Annotated in this window: 19 protein-coding genes; 7 read left to right on the forward strand and 12 right to left on the reverse strand. The window is 72.3% G+C overall.

Annotation, left to right across the window (positions count from 1 at the left end):
* The first annotated feature begins 21 nt into the window (after positions 1-21).
* Positions 22-2,340, forward strand: a complete 2,319-nt coding sequence (locus ACGWYL_RS03995; protein ID WP_395486491.1) for an MMPL family transporter — start codon at positions 22-24, stop codon at positions 2,338-2,340.
* Between the two features lie 149 nt (positions 2,341-2,489).
* Positions 2,490-2,870, forward strand: a complete 381-nt coding sequence (locus ACGWYL_RS04000) for a hypothetical protein (protein ID WP_269303842.1) — start codon at positions 2,490-2,492, stop codon at positions 2,868-2,870.
* Positions 2,871-2,960: 90 nt separating this feature from the next.
* Here the strand turns inward: ACGWYL_RS04000 and ACGWYL_RS04005 are convergent, their stop codons facing one another.
* From ACGWYL_RS04005 to ACGWYL_RS04045, 9 genes are all read right to left on the reverse strand, one after another.
* The gene (locus ACGWYL_RS04005; protein WP_179422574.1) at positions 2,961-3,515 is read right to left on the reverse strand and encodes an RNA polymerase sigma factor; all 555 of its coding nucleotides are present in this window, start codon (positions 3,513-3,515) and stop codon (positions 2,961-2,963) included.
* Entirely contained in the window at positions 3,508-4,200 is a 693-nt protein-coding gene (locus ACGWYL_RS04010; RefSeq protein WP_269303845.1) for a hypothetical protein, read from the reverse strand. Before ACGWYL_RS04010 ends, ACGWYL_RS04005 begins: the two co-directional genes overlap by 8 nt.
* A 14-nt stretch (positions 4,201-4,214) precedes the next feature.
* Positions 4,215-5,573, reverse strand: coding sequence for a lysophospholipid acyltransferase family protein (locus ACGWYL_RS04015; RefSeq protein WP_269303847.1), 1,359 nt, complete (start codon positions 5,571-5,573; stop codon positions 4,215-4,217).
* The gene (locus tag ACGWYL_RS04020) at positions 5,570-6,544 is read right to left on the reverse strand and encodes an NAD-dependent epimerase/dehydratase family protein (RefSeq protein ID WP_179422568.1); all 975 of its coding nucleotides are present in this window, start codon (positions 6,542-6,544) and stop codon (positions 5,570-5,572) included. Before ACGWYL_RS04020 ends, ACGWYL_RS04015 begins: the two co-directional genes overlap by 4 nt.
* A gap of 3 nt (positions 6,545-6,547) precedes the next feature.
* Positions 6,548-6,649: a 30S ribosomal protein bS22 gene (locus ACGWYL_RS04025; RefSeq protein ID WP_019143756.1), complete on the reverse strand. Its 102-nt coding sequence runs from the start codon at positions 6,647-6,649 to the stop codon at positions 6,548-6,550.
* A 129-nt stretch (positions 6,650-6,778) separates the two neighbouring features.
* Positions 6,779-6,964, reverse strand: coding sequence for a helix-turn-helix domain-containing protein (locus tag ACGWYL_RS04030; RefSeq protein ID WP_179422566.1), 186 nt, complete (start codon positions 6,962-6,964; stop codon positions 6,779-6,781).
* Positions 6,965-7,172: 208 nt separating this feature from the next.
* On the reverse strand, positions 7,173-8,348 hold the full coding sequence (locus ACGWYL_RS04035) for an acetoin utilization protein AcuC (protein WP_269303854.1): 1,176 nt from the start codon (positions 8,346-8,348) through the stop codon (positions 7,173-7,175).
* A 4-nt stretch (positions 8,349-8,352) separates the two neighbouring features.
* The gene (gene proC, locus ACGWYL_RS04040) at positions 8,353-9,135 is read right to left on the reverse strand and encodes a pyrroline-5-carboxylate reductase (protein WP_179422562.1); all 783 of its coding nucleotides are present in this window, start codon (positions 9,133-9,135) and stop codon (positions 8,353-8,355) included.
* A 58-nt stretch (positions 9,136-9,193) separates the two neighbouring features.
* Entirely contained in the window at positions 9,194-9,751 is a 558-nt protein-coding gene (locus ACGWYL_RS04045; RefSeq protein ID WP_269303856.1) for a TIGR00730 family Rossman fold protein, read from the reverse strand.
* Positions 9,752-9,841: 90 nt separating this feature from the next.
* Here ACGWYL_RS04045 and ACGWYL_RS04050 point away from each other — a divergent pair, with 90 nt between their 5' ends.
* On the forward strand, positions 9,842-10,792 hold the full coding sequence (locus tag ACGWYL_RS04050) for a bile acid:sodium symporter family protein (protein WP_395486492.1): 951 nt from the start codon (positions 9,842-9,844) through the stop codon (positions 10,790-10,792).
* Positions 10,789-11,136, forward strand: a complete 348-nt coding sequence (locus tag ACGWYL_RS04055) for a VOC family protein (RefSeq protein ID WP_179422558.1) — start codon at positions 10,789-10,791, stop codon at positions 11,134-11,136. Before ACGWYL_RS04050 ends, ACGWYL_RS04055 begins: the two co-directional genes overlap by 4 nt.
* Before the next feature lie 6 nt (positions 11,137-11,142).
* Here the strand turns inward: ACGWYL_RS04055 and ACGWYL_RS04060 are convergent, their stop codons facing one another.
* From ACGWYL_RS04060 to ACGWYL_RS04070, 3 genes are read right to left on the reverse strand one after another with little or no spacing between them, the layout of a single operon-like run.
* Entirely contained in the window at positions 11,143-11,931 is a 789-nt protein-coding gene (locus ACGWYL_RS04060; protein ID WP_331283450.1) for a sugar phosphate isomerase/epimerase, read from the reverse strand.
* A 25-nt stretch (positions 11,932-11,956) separates the two neighbouring features.
* The gene (locus ACGWYL_RS04065) at positions 11,957-12,868 is read right to left on the reverse strand and encodes a Ppx/GppA phosphatase family protein (RefSeq protein ID WP_179422556.1); all 912 of its coding nucleotides are present in this window, start codon (positions 12,866-12,868) and stop codon (positions 11,957-11,959) included.
* A 5-nt stretch (positions 12,869-12,873) separates the two neighbouring features.
* Complete coding sequence (locus ACGWYL_RS04070; RefSeq protein WP_269303861.1) at positions 12,874-14,859, reverse strand: SGNH hydrolase domain-containing protein; 1,986 nt, start codon at positions 14,857-14,859, stop codon at positions 12,874-12,876.
* Between the two features lie 46 nt (positions 14,860-14,905).
* Between ACGWYL_RS04070 and ACGWYL_RS04075 the strand changes: the two genes are divergently transcribed.
* From ACGWYL_RS04075 to radA, 3 genes are read left to right on the forward strand one after another with little or no spacing between them, the layout of a single operon-like run.
* Positions 14,906-15,646, forward strand: a complete 741-nt coding sequence (locus ACGWYL_RS04075) for a hypothetical protein (protein ID WP_269303863.1) — start codon at positions 14,906-14,908, stop codon at positions 15,644-15,646.
* 42 nt (positions 15,647-15,688) lie between these two features.
* Positions 15,689-16,327, forward strand: coding sequence for a VOC family protein (locus ACGWYL_RS04080; RefSeq protein ID WP_179422550.1), 639 nt, complete (start codon positions 15,689-15,691; stop codon positions 16,325-16,327).
* A 49-nt stretch (positions 16,328-16,376) separates the two neighbouring features.
* Complete coding sequence (gene radA / locus ACGWYL_RS04085) at positions 16,377-17,726, forward strand: DNA repair protein RadA (protein WP_179422548.1); 1,350 nt, start codon at positions 16,377-16,379, stop codon at positions 17,724-17,726.

A 17,726-nucleotide genomic window follows, 5' to 3' on the forward strand; every position in this document is an offset into this window, starting at 1 on the left:
ATCACTTCGTGAGGAACACCCGTGTCGACACTCCTGTACCGCTGGGGCAAGTCCGCCTTCGCTCACCCGTTCCGCTTCCTCGGCGCCTGGCTGGTCCTGCTGGCCGTGATCGTCGGCTCGATCGCCGTCAACGCACCGAAGCTCAGCGGCGAGGTGACGATCAACGGCGTCGCCGCGCAGGAGGTGCTGGAGCAGCTCGAGGAGGAGATGCCCGCCGCCGCGGGTGGCGCGGGCCAGATCGTCTACCGCGCCCCGGACGGCGTCAGCTTCTTCGACGAGCAGTCCGCCGGGCTGCTCGCCCAGTCGATGCAGGAGATCTACGGGAACGACACGGTCGTGAACCCGGCCGACCTCGCGGGCTCGGCCGAGGCGCAGGCCGCCGCCCAGCAGGAGATGGCCGCGCAGGTGAAGGCCGCCGAGCAGGCCGCGGCCGCCGCGCGCGCCGGCCAGGAGCTCGACCAGCCGCTGCCCCTCGTCGTGGGCGGTCAGCTCGTCCCGGGAGTGACGATCTCGCCCGACGGCACCGTCGCGATGGCGCAGTTCCAGTTCACGAAACAGACCACCGACCTGCCCGAGGGCACGATCCACGACGTCCTCGAGGCCGCCGAGGCGCCGGTCGAGGCCGCTGACATCCAGGTGCTCCCCGGCGCCTCCCTGCAGGAGCTGCCCGAGGTCGCGGGCATCGGCGAGGCCGTCGGCATCGTCATCGCCGCGGTCGTGCTGTTCCTCGTCCTCGGCTCGGTCGTCGCGGCCGGCCTGCCCCTGCTGACCGCCATCCTCGGCGTCGGCGTGGGCGTCGGCGGCGCGTACGCGCTCGGCCACTTCTACGAGCTCGGCTCGATGAGCGTCGTCCTGGGCCTCATGCTCGGCCTGGCCGTCGGCATCGACTACGCGCTCTTCATCGTCAACCGCCAGCGCCGCCTCATCATGCGCGAGCGGCTCAGCGCCCACGAGGCCACCGGACGCGCCGTCGGCACCGCCGGCAGCGCCGTGTTCTTCGCCGGCACCACCGTGATCATCGCGCTCGCCGCCCTCGTGGTCATCGGCATCAGCCTGCTCACCACGATGGCGATCATCGCCGCCGCCACGATCGCGGTGGCCGTGCTCGTCGCCCTCACCGCCCTGCCGGCCCTGCTCGGCCTGGTCGGTGAGCGGATCGTGTCGGAGAAGGCCCGCTCGCAGTTCGCCGAGCGCGAGGCCGAGGGCAACGACCACGCCACGGCGCGCCGCTGGGCGACGTTCCTGTCCAAGAACCGCTTCGTCGCCGCGGCCGTCGTCGTGGTCACCACGCTCGTCATCGCCATCCCCGCGCTCGACATGCGACTCGGCCTGCCGTCGAGCGAGAACTACAACGCCGGCTCCGACCAGCGCGAGAGCTACGAGACGGTGAGCGACGCGTTCGGCGAGGGCCTCAACGGCCCGCTGCTCGTGGTGCTGTCGTCGCGCACCGACCAGCCGGTCGACCAGCAGGCCGCCGGCGCGGTCCTGGCCGAGCTCGGCCAGGTGAAGGACGTGGCCTCGGCCAACGCCGCCGGCATGAGCGAGGACGGCCGCACCGTGCTGGTCTCGGTCATCCCGCGCGAGGGCCCGACGGACCCGTCCACCGAGACGCTCGTGCACGAGCTGCGCGACCGCTCGAGCGAGTTCTCGCAGCAGTACGACATCGACCTCGGCGTCACCGGCCAGACGGCCATGGGCATCGACATCGCCGAGAAGATGAGCGAGGTCATGCCGATCTACCTCGCGATCGTCATCGTGCTGTCGCTCATCGTCCTGACGATCGTGTTCCGCTCGATCATCGTGCCGCTCAAGGCCACCGCCGGCTTCCTGCTGACGATCCTGGCCACGCTCGGCGCCACGACCGCCGTGTTCCAGTGGGGCTGGCTGAACAGCCTCTTCGGCCTGGACTCGACGGGCCCGGTGATGGCCCTGCTGCCGATCCTCGTCACGGGCATCGCGTACGGCCTGGCGATGGACTACCAGGTGTTCCTGGTGTCCTCGATGCGCGAGTCGTGGGTGCACGGCCACAGCGGGCGCGAGTCCGTGATCGACGGCTTCAGCCACTCCAGCCGCGTCGTCGTGGCGGCCGCCGTGATCATGACCGCCGTCTTCGCCGGCTTCATCTTCAACGGCGACCCGATGATCAAGCAGATCGGCTTCGCCCTCGCCGTCGCGATCGCGATCGACGCGTTCCTCGTGCGCATGACGCTCGTGCCCGCGCTGATGGCGATGTTCGGCGACCGCGCCTGGCGACTGCCGAAGTGGCTCGATCGCGCGCTGCCCGACCTCGACATCGAGGGAGACCAGCTGCTGAAGCGCCTCGGCGCCAAGCAGCCCTGACCCGCTCGGCGGTGGCGTGCGTGGGTCGTCGTCCCCCGCACGCCACCGCCGGCGATCTTTTTCTCGTCCGGATGTAACGCCGGACGCGAGTCGTGACAGGTCTCGGGTGTCAGCAGTTCTCGGACTGCCCACCACCTGAGGAGATTCACATGACTCACCGCGCTCGCATCGGTGCGCTCGCCGCCGGCCTGGCCCTGGCCCTCGGCCCGCTCGCGGCCCCGGCCGCCCACGCCGATCGCCCGACCACGTCGGAGCCCTGCGCCACCCAGACCACTCAGGTCGAGCGCGCCGAGGCCCAGCTGGCCAAGGTGAACGCCGTGTTCGCCCAGCAGCAGGCGAAGGTCAAGAAGGCGAAGAAGGAAGTCCGCCAGGCCGACACCGCCTCGGAGAAGCGCAAGGCCGTCAAGAAGCTCAAGGTCGCGAAGGATCGCCGCACCAAGGTCGCCAAGACCAAGAAGGCGCAGGTCCAGCGCGTCGCCAAGGCCAAGGCGCGCCTCGCCAAGTGCCTGGCCAACCAGCCCGCCGCCTGAGCGAGGCACAGACTCGCCCGCGTCGCGGGACGAGGGAGGCCGGTCCGCCCCAACCCCCGGGGCGGGCCGGCATCTTCCTGTCAGGGGGTCTCAGCCGCGAGGCGACGCGTCGACCGAGCGCGCCGGGGTGCGGCCGGCGAGCTTGCGCAGGCCCCGATGCCGCGCCACGCGTACGGACACCGCGCTGACGCCCAGGACGTCGGCCGCCGTGGAGAGGTCCATCCCCATCCCGTCGACCAGGCCCACGGCAGCCCGCTCGCGCGGGGGCAGCGAAGCGAGCATCGATCGCAGCCAGTCCTGACCCTCCACCTCGGGCCCGTGGTCGGGGACGACCTCGTGGAGCTCGTCGGTCTCCACCGGCAGGGTGTTGCGTCGCTGCGAGGTCCGGCGCGAGTTCGCGCTGATCCGCCGGGCGATGCCGAACAGCCAGCCGCCGAAGTCGGCGGCGGTGCCCTCGAACTGCGAGACCTTCGTGGCGGCGACGTACCAGGCCTCGCTGGCGACGTCCTCCGGCGACGCGGCGGTGTCTCCGGTGGGCCGGGTCTGCAGCCACGTGACGAGCCGGCCCGCGTGGGCGCGGTAGAGCTCGCGCCACGCGTCGGGCTCGCCGCACTTGGCGGCCTTGATGACGGCGTCGTCAGTCATCGGCGGCCTGCGCGTTCTTGTCCTTCTCGGGCTTGGCCGAGGGCTTCTCGGGCTTCGGCTTGGTGGAGCCGTTGCCGTCGCCGTTGCCGTTGCCGTTGCCGCGCTCTCGAGCCTCCTCGGACGAGCCCCGGCCCGAGGGGTCCTTGTCCTGCCCGCGGTGCTGGCCGTTGTCGCCCTTGTCCTGACTGCGAGTGTCGCCCTGACCGCGGTCCTTGGCCGGGGGCTGGTCGACGGGCGCCGCGGTGTCGTCACCCGGGTCCTTCGGTGCGGGGTCCGACGGCGATCGGTCGGCAGAGTCGGAGACGTCGCCCGCGCCCGATCCACGGTCGGCACCCGCAGGGGTGACGACCTTTCCGGCGGGATCGAGGTCGGCTCCGCCACCCGATGTGGAGCCGCCGTCCTGACGGTCCCGCGGGGGCGGCTCAGTGGGCGTGACGATGACGTCGCGCAGTGGCGAGGGCGGCAGCAGCGGCACGTCGATCGCGCCGACCGCCCAGGCGCCGCCCACCGAGATGACGCTGACGCCGAGGAAGGACCCCACGACGAGGGCCAGCCGCCGACCACGACTGCGCGTGGGTGCCGTCGAGGCGTGGCTGCGCGCCGCCATCGCGAGGCGGAACACGAGGTCGTCGGACGGCTCGAGCGTGGGGGCGTCGAGGCGCAGGTCCGGCCGTCGGTCAGGCATGTCGGCTCCTCGACTCAGATGAAGGGATTGCCACGCTCGACGAGCAGGCTGTAGAGCGTCTGCTGGATGGTCTCGCGGACCTGGTCGGTCACGTTGAACAGCAGCATCGGGTCGTCGGCCGACTCGGGCGCGTAGGCGTCGGTGCGTACCGGCTCGCCGAACTCGATGATCCACTTGCTCGGCAGCGGGATCAGGCCGAGCGGCCCGAACAGCGGGAAGAACGGCGTGATGGGGATGTACGGCACCCCGAGCAGCCGCGCGAGCGACGGGATGTTGCCCACGAGCGGGTAGATCTCCTCGGCGCCCACGATCGAGACCGGCACGATCGGCACCTGCGCCCGCATCGCGGACGACACGAAGCCACCGCGTCCGAACCGCTGGAGCTTGTAGCGCTCGCTGAACGGCTTGCCGATGCCCTTGAACCCCTCGGGCCACACCGCGGCGAGCTCGCCGGAGGTCAGCAGCCGCTCGGCGTCCTCGGCGCAGGCGAGCGTGGCGCCCATCTTGCGCGCGACCTGGCCGACGTAGGGCAGCCGGAAGACGAGGTCGGCGCCGAGCGGCCGGATCGGGCGACCGGTGTGCTTGCGCACGGCGTAGCCCGTGATGAGGCCGTCGACCGGGACGGTGCCGGAGTGGTTGGCCACCAGCAGCGCGCCGCCGTCGGTGGGGATGTTCTCGACGCCGCGCACCTCGAGCCGGAACCAGCTCTCGGCCAGCGGCTCGACGAGGTGCGACAGCAGGTCGAGCACCTCGGGGTCGAGGCCGAACTCGTCGACCTCGTAGGAGCCGGAGAGGCGGCGACGCAGGCTGCCGACGATCTCGAGCACCTTGACCTGCCAGTCCGTGCCCATGAGCCGGCGGGCGCCCTCGGCGAAGGCGGCGGCGACGTCCTCGGGGTCGATGTCGGCGGTGGCCTCGCGCGGCGGCTCCTGGCGGTGGTCCTGCCCCTCGTCCTCGGGCACCGCGCGCAGGTGACGCTCGCGGGTGCGTCCGGTGGTGGGCTGCTCGGGCTCGACCGGCGACGGCGTGGCCTTCTTCGGTGCCGCCTTCTTGGCGGAGGCGGCCTTCGTCGTGGTGGTCTTCGCGGCGGCCTTCTTGGCCGCCGTCTTCTTCGCGGCGGTCTTCTTCGCGGTCTGGGGCGCGTCCTGCTTCGGCGCGGCCGAGCGGGCCGAGGCGGAGGTCGCGGCGTCGGCCTGGGCGGCCGAGGTGGGCTTGGTGCCCGAGGTCTTCGCGGCCTTCTTCGCGGCGGACTTGCCGGTGGCCTTCCTGGCCGCCGGACCGGCGAGTGAGCGCGCGGCTCGCGACGGGGACGTGGAGCCATTGCCCCGTCCCGGCCGGCCGGAGATGCCGATGCCCTTCAGGTCGTCCTTCATCCGGTGATCCCCCATGCGTGCAGCAGGCCCGGGCGCGCCGTCTCGGCGTACCACTCGAAGGTCTCGCGGGTCGTGTGCCGGGGACGGTAGCCGAAGATCTCGTGCAGCGCCGTGGTGTCGAGCACCCGGCCGTACGTGAGCAGGCGGTGCACGCCCGGCGACACGTCGGATCCCATGTAGTGCACCATCCGGCGCAGCACCGAGCCGAAGCCCAGCGGCAGCAGCGGGAGCGTGGGCTTGCCCATGATCCGGGCAGCCTGGCTGAGCATGAGGATCCCGTCGCCGGCCACGTTGAAGGTGCCGGGGTGGTCCTCGTGCGCGGCCATCGCGATGACCTCGAGGGCGTCCTGCGGGTGCAGCAGCTGCAGGCGCGCGTCGAAGCCCATCGGCACCGGCAGGACCGGGTTGGAGAAGTACGTCCCGAGCACGGTCGGGAAGTGCGGCGACAGCCACTGCGCCATGCGCAGGGTGGTCACGCAGACGTCGGGACGGCGGCGCGCGAAGCCGCGCGTGTAGCCCTCGACCTCGACGATGTCCTTGGCGAACCCGGACTTGGTGCCGCCGCGCGCCGTCGCGGACTCGGTGAACACCGCGGGGTCGCGCGGGGACGCGCCGTACACGGCCGCACTGCTGGCCAGGACGACGCGCTTGACCGTCTCGGAGCGCTGACAGGCGGCGAGCACCTGCATCGTGCCGATGACGTTGATCTCCTTGGTGGCGCTGCCGCCCGCGCGTGAGCGCATCGGCGCCAGGTCCGCGTGGACGACGGTGTCGACGTCCTCGACGGCGAGCACCTTGGAGATGACGGGCGTGCGGATGTCCGCACGCACGAACTTGACTGACCCGAGATCGTCGGTGGGCAGGGTCGTGTCGACGGCGACGACCCTGACATCCTCCGCTTCAGCGATGCGCCGGGCGGCCTGAGCCACGCCCGGCGTGGCCGCGCCCGTGACGAGGACGACCCCGGCCATCGGTCACTTGCCCAGACGGCGGCGCTGCACTCGCGTGCGCTTGAGCATCTTGCGGTGCTTCTTCTTCGACATCCGCTTGCGGCGCTTCTTGATGACAGAACCCACGACTCACCTCGATCTGATCTTTCACACAGGACAGACCAACACTAGGCGATCGCACCCCGTCGGCGCACACGCGGTGGGCGCTCGGGGGCGAAGTCCTGTCGGTCCGCCCCCCACGGACCCCAGGTTGCGTCAGCCGGCTTGGTAGAACGACTTCTGCAGCAGCTCCTCGACCGCGTGCTCGGGCACGCGGAAGGAGCGACCGACACGCACGGCCTCGAGCTCACCCGAGTGCACGAGTCGGTACACCGTCATCTTCGAGACACGGATCTGGTCCGCGACCTCGGCGACGGTCATGAAGCGGGTTCCCTCAGTCATCTCACACCATCCTCCCAGGGCACGCGCGCTCTCCGGCTTCCCCACCGGAGAGTGAGCGCGCGTGCTTGATGGAAGCGTAGTGGCACGTGAGTCACCTGTGAACGGAAAACTTGAAACTCTCAGGAAACTCACGTACCTTCGGCCGCCGCAGCCGTCCTTGTGTACCGCGGCCGTACCGCGAAACTCGTGGTTTCACCGGGAATTTCAGTCAGTACGACGGGTCGAGGCCGTTCAGCGGAAAACTCTCGGTGCGCGTCGCCTGGATCGAGCGGTCGAGCCACGACGCGGGGTCGTAGCCGTCCTCCCAGCGGCGGTAGAGGGCCCGGCGACCATCGGTCATCCGCGTCGGGGCGGGCTGGCCGCGCAGCTGCTCCACGGCCCGGCGCCAGGCCTCGGGCGTCTCGGTCTCGGGCGGCAGCGGGTTGCCGCTGACGATCGACAGCAGGTGTCCCCAGGCGCGCGGCACGACGTCGACCACGGCGTAGCCGCCGCCACCGGTGGCCAGCCAGCGCCCGCCGGTGAGCTCCTCGGCGAGGTCGCGGACGGCGAGGTACGAGGCGCGCTGGCCGTCGACGCTCAGCATGAGGTTGGTCAGCGGGTCGTCCATGTGGGAGTCGCAGCCGTGCTGGCTGACGATGACCTCCGGCGCGAACTCGCGCACGATCGGCGGCACGACCGCGTGGAACGCGCGCAGCCAGCCCGCGTCGGACGTGCCGGGCGGCAGCGGGACGTTGACCGCCGAGCCCTCGGCGCCCTCGGCGCCCACCTCGGTGGAGTAGCCCGTGCCCGGGAAGAGGGTCTGCGGGGACTCGTGCAGGGAGATCGTCAGGACCCGCGGGTCGTGGTAGAAGATCGCCTGCACGCCGTCGCCGTGATGGGCGTCGACGTCGATGTAGACGATCTTCTTCGCACCGTGGTCGAGCATCCACTGGATGCCCATCGCCACGTCGTTGTAGACGCAGAAGCCGCTCGCCCGTCCGGGCATCGCATGGTGCAGGCCGCCGCTGACGTTGATCGCCCGCTTGCGCTCACCGGTCCAGACCAGGCGCGCGGCCTCGAGGCTGGCTCCGGCGATGAGCGCGCTGGCGTCGTGCATCCCGCGGAACACGGGGTTGTCCTCGGTGCCGAGACCGTGCGCGGGGTCGGAGTGCGTGGGGTGCTTGCTCAGGTTGACGACGCGCTCGACGTAGTCGGGCGTGTGGACGCTCAGCAGCTCGCTCTCGGTGGCGGGACGGGCGCCGACGACGTCGAGGTCCTCCAGGACGCCCAGCTCCTCGGCGAGCGCCATCGTCAGCTTCACGCGGACGGGCGCCATCGGGTGCGACGGCCCGAAGTCGTAGTCGGTGAGGTGCTCGTCGAACACCACCGCGGCGCGATCGTCCATGTCGTCAGCCTAGTTCCGCGGAGCGGGCGATCGCGGCCAGAACGCCAGCGCGGATCCCCTCGCCGACGCCGTGCTGGTCGAACGTGGTGATCGCCGCGTGGGTGGTGCCGTTCGGGGAGGTGACGCGGCGGCGCAGCTCCTCGGGCGACTCGTCCGAGCCGGCCAGCAGCTCGGAGGCCCCGACGAGGGTCTGCACGGTCAGCGCGCGCGCCGCCTCGGGGTCGAGGCCTCCCTCGATGCCCGCGGCGATCATGTGCTCGGCGAGGTGGAACAGGTAGGCCGGGCCGGAGCCCGAGACGGCCGTGACGGCGTCCTGGTGCGACTCGTCCACCACGACGACCTCGCCGCCGGAGCGGAGGAGGTCGACGACCGCGTCGAGCCTCTCGACGGGGACGCGGCTGCCGGGCGAGACGCCGAACATGCCGCGGCCGATGACGGCGGGCGTGTTCGGCATCGCACGGACCACGGCGACGCCCTCGGGCAGCGCGGCCTCGATCGTGGCGGTGCGGACTCCGGCGGCCAGCGAGACCACGGTGGCGCCGTCCCCGGCCACCGCCGAGATCTCGGGCAGGACCGAGGCCACGTCCTGCGGCTTCACGACCAGCAGGATCATCTCGGCCCCGGCGACCGCGGCGACGTCGTCCGACGTCTCGTGGCCCCGGGCCTCCAGCTCGGCACGCCGCTCGGCGCTGCGCTCCACGACGACGATGTCGTCCCGGCCCGCGCGGGCCATCGCCTCGGCCAGCGTGCCTCCCATGACACCGCCACCGATGACCGCGATCCTCATGGGACCGAGGGTAGTTGGCGGTGGGCCCGGCCCGGCCAGCGGGCGTGACGGGCGTCTCTCAGGCGTCGATGCCGAGGACCGCGAGGGCCTCGTCCACGGACTGCACGATCGTGAACAGCTCCTCGTCGCGCGGACCGATGAAGCCCTCGGCCGCGCCGTGCGACACGATCTCGCGCAGCGGGCCGTAGTAGCCCTCGGTGTCGACCACGACGATCGGCTTGTCGTGGAAGCCGAGCTGGCGCCACGTGAGGATCTCGAAGAACTCCTCGTAGGTTCCGAGCCCGCCGGGCAGGACGACGAACGCGTCGGAGAGCTCGTGCATGAGGGCCTTGCGCTCGTGCATCGTCTCCACGACGTGCATGTCCGGGTCCTCGGTACGGCCGCCCTCGCGCTCCAGCAGCGACTGCGGGATGACCCCGACGACGCGGCCGCCGTGCTCGCGGGCGGCGCGGGAGGCCGCGCCCATGATGCCGATGCCGCCGCCGCCGAACACCAGGTCCACGCCCGCGCGGGCCAGGGCGGTGCCGAGCTGCTCGGCGGCCCGGAGGTACTCGGGCCGGGCCCCGTCGCGGGCGCCGCAGAACACGCAGACGGCGTCGATGCTGGTCTCGCTCATGGCACTCACGGTGCCAGTCTGGGGCGAACGCCCGGCGACGGCCCGGCAACCGCGCGATGACGGCGCGCCGCCTGCGCCTATCGTGGCCCGGTGCGCATCGACCCCTTCGTCGTGATGATCCTCGGCCTGGCCGGCCTCGGGATCGTGCTGCCGGCGCAGGGCGAGGTGCTCGAGGTCGTCAACGTGCTCGTGCAGGTCGGCATCGTCGCGCTGTTCTTCCTCTACGGCGCGCGGCTGTCGACGGCCGAGGTCGTGCACGGGCTGACCGCGTGGCGGGTCCACGTCCTGATCGTCGCGGTCACGTTCGTCGTCTTCCCGCTGCTGGGCCTGGCGCTGTCGCCGCTGGCGCCCTCGGTGATCTCGCAGCAGCTGCTGACCGCGCTCGTGTTCCTGTGCCTGGTCCCCTCGACCGTCCAGTCGTCGGTGGCGTTCACGTCGATCGCCGGCGGCGACCGCGCGATCGCCGTCGTCGCGGCCTCGACCTCCAGCCTGCTCGGCGTGTTCCTCACGCCCCTGCTGGTGGCCCTGCTCCTCGGTGGCGACGTCACGGTGGACGCGGAGGCGATCCTGCGCATCGTCGGCCTGCTCCTGCTGCCGTTCCTCGCGGGCCAGGTGGCGCGGCGCTGGCTGCGACCGTGGCTCGTGCGGCACGACGTGGGACTGCGCCGCTTCGACCGGTCCACCGTGCTGCTGGTGGTCTACGCCGGCTTCAGCCGCGGCACGAACGCCGACGTGTGGGACGTCCTGGACTGGGGCGACGGCGCCGTCGTCGCCGGGGTCTGCGCGGGCCTGCTCGCCGTCTCGTCGCTCGTGTGCTGGCTGGCGGGGCGCCGGTTCGGCCGCGGGGCGCAGGTGGCGATCTACTTCTGCGGCACGAACAAGTCGCTCGCCGCGGGCCTGCCGATGGCCAGCGTGCTGTTCTCGGCCACCACGTTCCCGCTCATGATCCTGCCGCTGATGGTCTACCACCAGCTCCAGCTCGTGGTCGGCTCGATCGTCGCCACCGGACTGTCGGGGCACGGTCGTAGCGTGCAGCCATGACTGTCACACCCGCGATGATCACGTGCGACACGACCGACGCCCTGGCGTTGGCCACCTGGTGGGCCGAGCAGACCGGCGGCACCATCACCGAGGAGAACGACGGCTGGTACGTCATCGTCTCGGTCCCCGACAGCCCCACGCTGGCGTTCCAGAAGGTCGAGGACCCCACGCCGGGCAAGAACCGGCTGCACCTCGACGTTCTCGCGGACGACCTCGATGCCGAGGTCGCGCGGCTGCGCGAGGCCGGCGCGGGGCTCGTGGCCGAGCGCGGCGACGCGAGCTTCCGGTGGGTCACGCTGACCGATCCCGCCGGTAACGAGTTCTGCGTCGCGCAGCGGTCCTGAGCCGGCTCAGACCGGCGTCGGCGCGAGGTGCAGGCGTGCGTACGCCAGTGCCTCCAGCAGGTCCGCATCGCGGTCGTCCGACTTGCGGGTGTTGACCTCCACCACGACGTGGCCCGTGAAGCCGCGGTCGGCGAGGTGGCCCAGCAGGCGGTCGCAGCCCTGCGTGCCGCGGCCCGGGATGAGGTGCTCGTCCTTGATCGAGCCCGACCCGTCGGCGAGGTGGATGTGCCGCAGCCGGTCGCCGAGGTCGTCGATCAGCTGCATCGAGTCGATCCGCGAGGTGGCGCTGTGCGAGAAGTCCACCGTGACGTTCTCGTACTCGAACGGCACCGGGTCCCAGCCGGGCGCGTAGGCCTGGAACTCGCGCTTGCCCGAGCGCCACGGATACATGTTCTCCACGGCGAAGGCCACGTCGTACTCGTCCTCGAGCCGGGCGATGCCCTCGACGAAGCCGCGCGCGTACTCGCGCTGCCACCGGAACGGCGGATGCACCACCACGGTGTCGGCGCCCACGTCGAGCGCCATCTCGGCGCTGCGGTGGATCTTGCCCCATGGGTCGGTGCCCCACACGCGCTGCGTCACCAGCAGGCACGGCGCGTGGATCGAGACGACCGGGATGTCGTGCGCCTGGGCCAGCGCCTTGATCGCGGTGGTGTCGGCACTGACCTCGTCGAGGCCCACCATGACCTCGACACCGTCGTAGCCCAGGCGCGCCGCGGTCGCGAAGCCCGCCGCCGTGCCGTCGGGATAGACCGACGACGTCGACAGCGAGACCCTCGGCTGGCTCACACTCACGCCTTCCAGACTAGGGCGGCACTGGTCACAGGTGGTCCAGGTACTCGATCAGCACGCCCTCGCGCAGGGCCCACGGGCAGATCTGGAGCTCGTCGACGCCGAACAGCTCCATGGTGGCCTCGGCGACCACGGCACCCGCGCGCATCTGGTGCGCGCGCATCGCCGAGACGCCCGGCATCGCGGCGATCTGCTCATCGGTGGCGACCCGCAGCTCCTGGCCCAGGCTCACGAGATCGCGGTGCTTGAGCGTGCGCCGGACGTAGGGCCCCTCCCCCGACGGCGCGGCGCCGCACATGCGCGCCAGCGAGCGGAAGGTCTTGCTGGTGGCCACGGCGCGGTCGAAGGGACCGCCGCGCAGCAGCGGGCCGGCGACGGCGCCGATCTCCCGGCGCACCTCGCGGCGCAGGTCGTCGTGGTCCATCCCGCGGTCGAGCCACTCGCGGGTGAGCCGGCCGGCGCCCAGCGGCAGCGACGTGGCGGTCTCGGGCTCCTCGTCGGCGCCGACGGCCAGCTCGAGCGAGCCGCCGCCGATGTCGAACACGCCGAGGCGGCCCGACGACCAGCCGAACCAGCGGCGCACCGCCAGGAAGGTCAGCCGCGCCTCGTCCTCGCCGGGCAGGATCTGCAGCTGCGTCCCACTGGCCTCGGCGACCCGCGCGATCACCTCGTCGGCGTTGCCCGCGTCGCGCACGGCGGAGGTCGCGAACGCCAGCACGCGCTCGGCGCCCTTGTCCTCGGCCTGCGAGGCGGCCTCGGTCACGTACTTCACGAGTCGGTCGGTGCCTTCTGCCGTGAGATGGCCGCCGGCGTCGAGGTTCTCGGCGAGGCGCAGTGGCTCGCTGAACGAGTGGGCCGGGATCGGCGGTCCGCCACGGAACGCGTCGACGATGAGCAGGTGCCCGGTGTTGGAACCGATGTCGAGGACGCCGATGCGCATGGGCCTCAGTGTGACATCGCTGCGGCGGGCTGCGCAGGCGAGCGCGGCGGCTCGAACACTCCGGTGCGCGCGATCTCGCGGTAGAGCACGGGCGCGAGCGTGGCCGCGTAGGACGCCGAGACGTGGTTGTAGTCGCGGTAGACGTTGACCCCGCCGATCACCGCGGGGCACACGTCGTCGTGGCAGAACAGCGGCTCGGTGTCGACGAAGTGGGCGCCGTCGACCTGCTCGGCCGCGGGGCCGAACGGGTCGAACTCGGGCACGACGTCGTCGAGCGGGACGTCGCACTGCGACCAGTCCGTGGAGCCGAGGGCGGCGAGGCAGTCGACGGTGTCGTCCGGCATCCGCGGGTTGTCGCGCAGCGCCACGATCGGCACGCCGGCGCGCGTGACGGGCTCCCACGCCTCGACGTGGCTGGCCACCTGGCGGCCCTTCGGGCCCTTCATGCGGCCGTTGTACGAGGTGGTCACGACGACGTCGTAGTCGGTCGCGTGCTCGTCCAGCCAGTCGGCGAGCTTGCCGCGCCACTCGTCGCACAGCGGACCACGCTGGGTGTCCTTGCGGTCGACGACCGGCAGGGTGCTCCAGCCACAGCTGGCCTTCGCCGCGGCGTCCACCGAGACGACGCCCTGCTCCGCGAGACGTCGGAAGGCGCCGAACAGCACGCGGGCATGCGAGTCGCCCAGCACGAGGATCTTCGGGGCGTCCTCGGCCGGCTTCGCGCCGGGGGCCAGGTCGCAGATGTTGAGGTTGGCGTCGCCCGGATCGGACCAGCACTCGAGGTAGGCCACGAAGTCCCGACCGGCGCGGCTGACGTCGGGCCGGATCACGCCGTCCAGGTCAGGGTTCGCGCACGACTCCCCGTCGGTCAGGGCCGCCATCGTCATCGCGCCGAAGCAGTCCGGCTCGTCGGCGGTCATGAGCGCCTCGACCCGCGAGACGTCGCTCTCGATGGCCTCGACCCGGTCCGTCCCGGGCACCGTGACGAGGAACGCCGCCAGCACCGCGGCGGCGGCGACCGTGACCCACAGGCCTCCGTGGTCGACGAGTGCGCGCAGGCCCGCGACGAGCGCCACCGTGACGACCGCGGCCAGGCCGACGAGCAGGAGGAGCTCCGCGCGGTCGCGCAGCCCGATCTCACGGCCGGCGATCTCGGGGGCGAATCGCAGGGCGGGGCCGGCCCAGCAGAGGCCGGCCCAGGCGATCGCGGCGAGCCAGCCGGACAGCCGCGGGCCGAGCCACGTGGCGGGCGAACCGTGAGCGGGTCCCGACGCGGCCAGGAGGACGCCGGCCATGGCGCCGACCACGGTCAGCAGGAGGTCTCCGGACACGAGCACGGCGACCGCTCCGACGCCGAGCCCCGTGCCCCACGCGATGAGCGCCATCGGGCGCCCGAGCGCCGCGTCGCCCGCCCGCGACAGGGCGAGCGCCACGAGGACGCCGAGGCCCACGGGCCAGAACCGGGCGCCGAGGTGCAGCGCCGGGTCGAACGCCCACCAGACGAAGGAGGCGGCGGACAGGACCAGGACGATGAGGCTCAGCCCGCTGGCGAGCCGGTCGGCGACGAGGCGCAGGACCAGCACGACGACGGCGGACTGCACGAGCAGCGAGACGAGCCAGAAGGTGGCCACGGGCGAGTCGGCGGCGACGGTGCGCACGTTGGTGAGTGCGAGCGCGGCGTCGCGGACGTCGTGCAGGAGCGGCGCCCAGTCACGGACGTCCATCCAGCGCTGCACGGCCAGGCCGGTGGCGACGAGCACGAGCAGGGGCGACACGAGGAGCCGCAGGCCGGTGCCGATCACGTTGGCGAGGGGACGGTCGCGCTCGACGAGCAGGACCTGGGCGAACAGCGCGCCGGCCACGACCAGGAGGACCTCGACCGCGACGTCGGCCCCGGGAAGGCGTCCGGGCCAGTACACGCCGAGCACGAAGAGGGCCGCCGCGGCGGCCGCGATCGTGCACCACGCGGTGGTGAGTCGTCCCCCGGTCACGTTCGTCAACCCTACGTGGCCGGTCCACGTGACCTACCCTGACTCCGTGCCCGAGGTCGACCTGGGATTCCCCCGCTCGTTCGTGGAGTTCGCGAACCCCGACGACGCCACCGAGGTCTTCCGCTGCGACCTCACGTGGCTCACGTCGCGCTGGACCTGCATCTTCGGCGCGGGGTGCGCGGGCATCTACGCCTCCGCGCCCGACTCGGGCTGCTGCACCCTGGGCGCGCACTTCAGCGACGAGGACGACCACGCCCGCGTCGCCGGGTTCGTCGAGCAGCTCGACCCCACCGAGTGGGAGCTGCACGACCTCGGCCGCGCCGAGGGCTGGACCGAGCGCGACGCCGACGGCGAGCTCAAGACGCGGGTCGCGGACGGCGCCTGCATCTTCCACAACTCGCGCGACTTCCCCGGCGGCTACGGCTGCGCCCTGCACGCCCACGCCCTCGCCACGGGGCTCGAGCCGCACACCACGAAGCCCGACGTGTGCTGGCAGCTGCCGCTGCGCCGCGAGTTCCGCGAGGTCGACCCCGGCGACGGCTCGCACTACACCGAGGTCAGCATCGGCGAGTACACCCGCACGGGCTGGGGCCCGGGTGGTGCCGATCTCGACTGGTACTGCTCGTCGAACACCGAGGCGCACGTCGCGCCCGAGCCCGTCTACCTCGGCAGCCGCGCCGAGCTGACGGCACTCATGGGCGAGGCCGGCTACGCCGAGCTGGTGGGTCACTGTGAGCGCTTCGTCGCCGCGGGTCGCCCGGTGCCGCACCCCGCCGACCCAAGGTGACCCTGACTGAGACGGCGATCACGTGACGGGCAACAATGCCGTATGCACCTCGATCACCTGTCGTTCGCCGTCGGACCCGCGGGCCTCATCGCGACCACGACCGAGCTGAGCGAGAAGTTCGGCGCCGTGTTCCAGGCGGGTGGCATCCACCCCCGCTTCGGCACCAACAACATGATCCTGCCGCTGAGGAACCACCAGTACCTGGAGGTCGTCGAGGCGCTCGAGCACCCCGCGTCGGACAAGGCTCCGTTCGGCCAGGCCGTGCGCGCCCGCTCCGAGCTCGGCGGCGGCTGGCTCGGCTGGTGCGTCTCGGTCGAGGACATCACCCCGGTGGAGCACCGCATCGGCCGTCACGCCGTGCCGGGCAACCGTCACCGTCCCGACGGCCTCAACCTCACGTGGAAGCAGATCGGCGTCCACGGCATGCGCGCCGATCCGCAGCTGCCGTTCGTCATCTCGTGGGACATCCCCGAGGACGAGCACCCCTCGCAGATGGCGGAGTCCGAGGTCACGCTGACGGCCCTGGAGATCGCCGGCAGCCCCGAGCGGCTGGCCGACTGGCTCGGCGAGCCCGCCGTCGGCGCGCTCGAGCAGATCGAGGTCCGCTGGGTCGCCCCGAACGGCGCGCCGGGCATCCTCGCCGCCGAGTTCGACACCCCGAACGGCATCGTCCGGGTCTGATCGCCGCGGGGTCGCCGGCTTGTCGGTGGCCCCTCCTACGCTGTCTTCCATGCCGCCCAAGACCGCGTCCGCCTTCGCCTGCTCCGAGTGCGGCTGGACCACCGCGAAGTGGGTCGGCCGCTGTGGTGAGTGCCATGCGTGGGGCACGGTCGACGTCGCCGGCGGCAGCTCGCGCACCGGCCGCACCAGCGCCGGACCGGTCTCCAGCCCCGCCGTCCCGATCGCCGAGGTCACCGCCACCGAGGCGGCCGCGATGGGCTCGGGCATCCCCGAGCTCGACCGCGTGCTCGGCGGTGGCGTCGTCCCCGGCGCGGTCATGCTGATGGCGGGCGAGCCGGGCGTCGGCAAGTCCACGCTGCTGCTCGAGGTCGCGGCCCGCTGGGCGCGCGCCGGGCGCCGCACCCTCTACGTCTCGGGCGAGGAGTCCGCGGCCCAGGTGCGCCTGCGGGCCGAGCGCACGGGGGCCTTGGCCGACGAGCTGTTCCTCGCCGCCGAGACCGACCTCGGCGGTCTGCTCACGCACATCGACGCGGTCAAGCCCAGCCTGCTGATCGTCGACTCGGTCCAGACCATCGGGTCGGCGTCGGTCGACGGCGTGCCCGGCGGCGTCACCCAGGTGCGCGAGGTCGCCGCCACGGTCATCGGCCGCGCGAAGGCCGAGGGCATCGCCACGCTGCTGGTCGGCCACGTCACGAAGGACGGATCGGTCGCCGGACCGCGCGTGCTCGAGCACCTCGTCGACGTCGTGCTGCAGTTCGAGGGCGACCGCACCAGCCGGCTGCGCCTGCTGCGCGCCACCAAGAACCGCTTCGGCCCGGTCGACGAGATCGGCTGCTTCGACCTCGTCGACGCCGGCATCGTCGAGGTGCCCGACCCCACAGGCCTGTTCGTGTCCCGCCACGAGTCGCCGGTCGCGGGCACGTGCGTCACCGTCACGATGGAGGGCCGCCGGCCGCTGCTGGCCGAGGTGCAGGCGCTCACGGTCGCGGCCACCACGCCGTCGCCGCGGCGCTCGTCCAGCGGCCTGGACTCCTCGCGCGTCTCGATGCTGCTCGCGGTGCTGAGCAAGACGGGCGTCTCGCTGGGCAACCAGGACGTCTACACCGCCTCGGTCGGCGGTGCCCGACTGCACGAGCCGGCCGTCGACCTCGCGGTCGCGCTGGCCGTGATCTCGGCCGCCGGGGGCTCGCCGCTGCCCGGCGGACTCGTCGCGATCGGCGAGGTCGGACTGGCCGGCGAGGTCCGGCCCGTACGCGGGCTCGAGGCCCGCCTGCGCGAGGCCGCGCGCATCGGCTTCACCCACGCGATCGTCCCCACCGGCACCGAGAGCCTCGACCGCGTCGGCCTGAAGGTGCTGCGAACCGGAGATCTCGCCGCTGCGCTCCGGGCGCTGCCCTAG

Source organism: Aeromicrobium sp. JJY06 (assembly GCF_044069275.1).
Taxonomy (GTDB): domain Bacteria; phylum Actinomycetota; class Actinomycetes; order Propionibacteriales; family Nocardioidaceae; genus Aeromicrobium; species Aeromicrobium tamlense.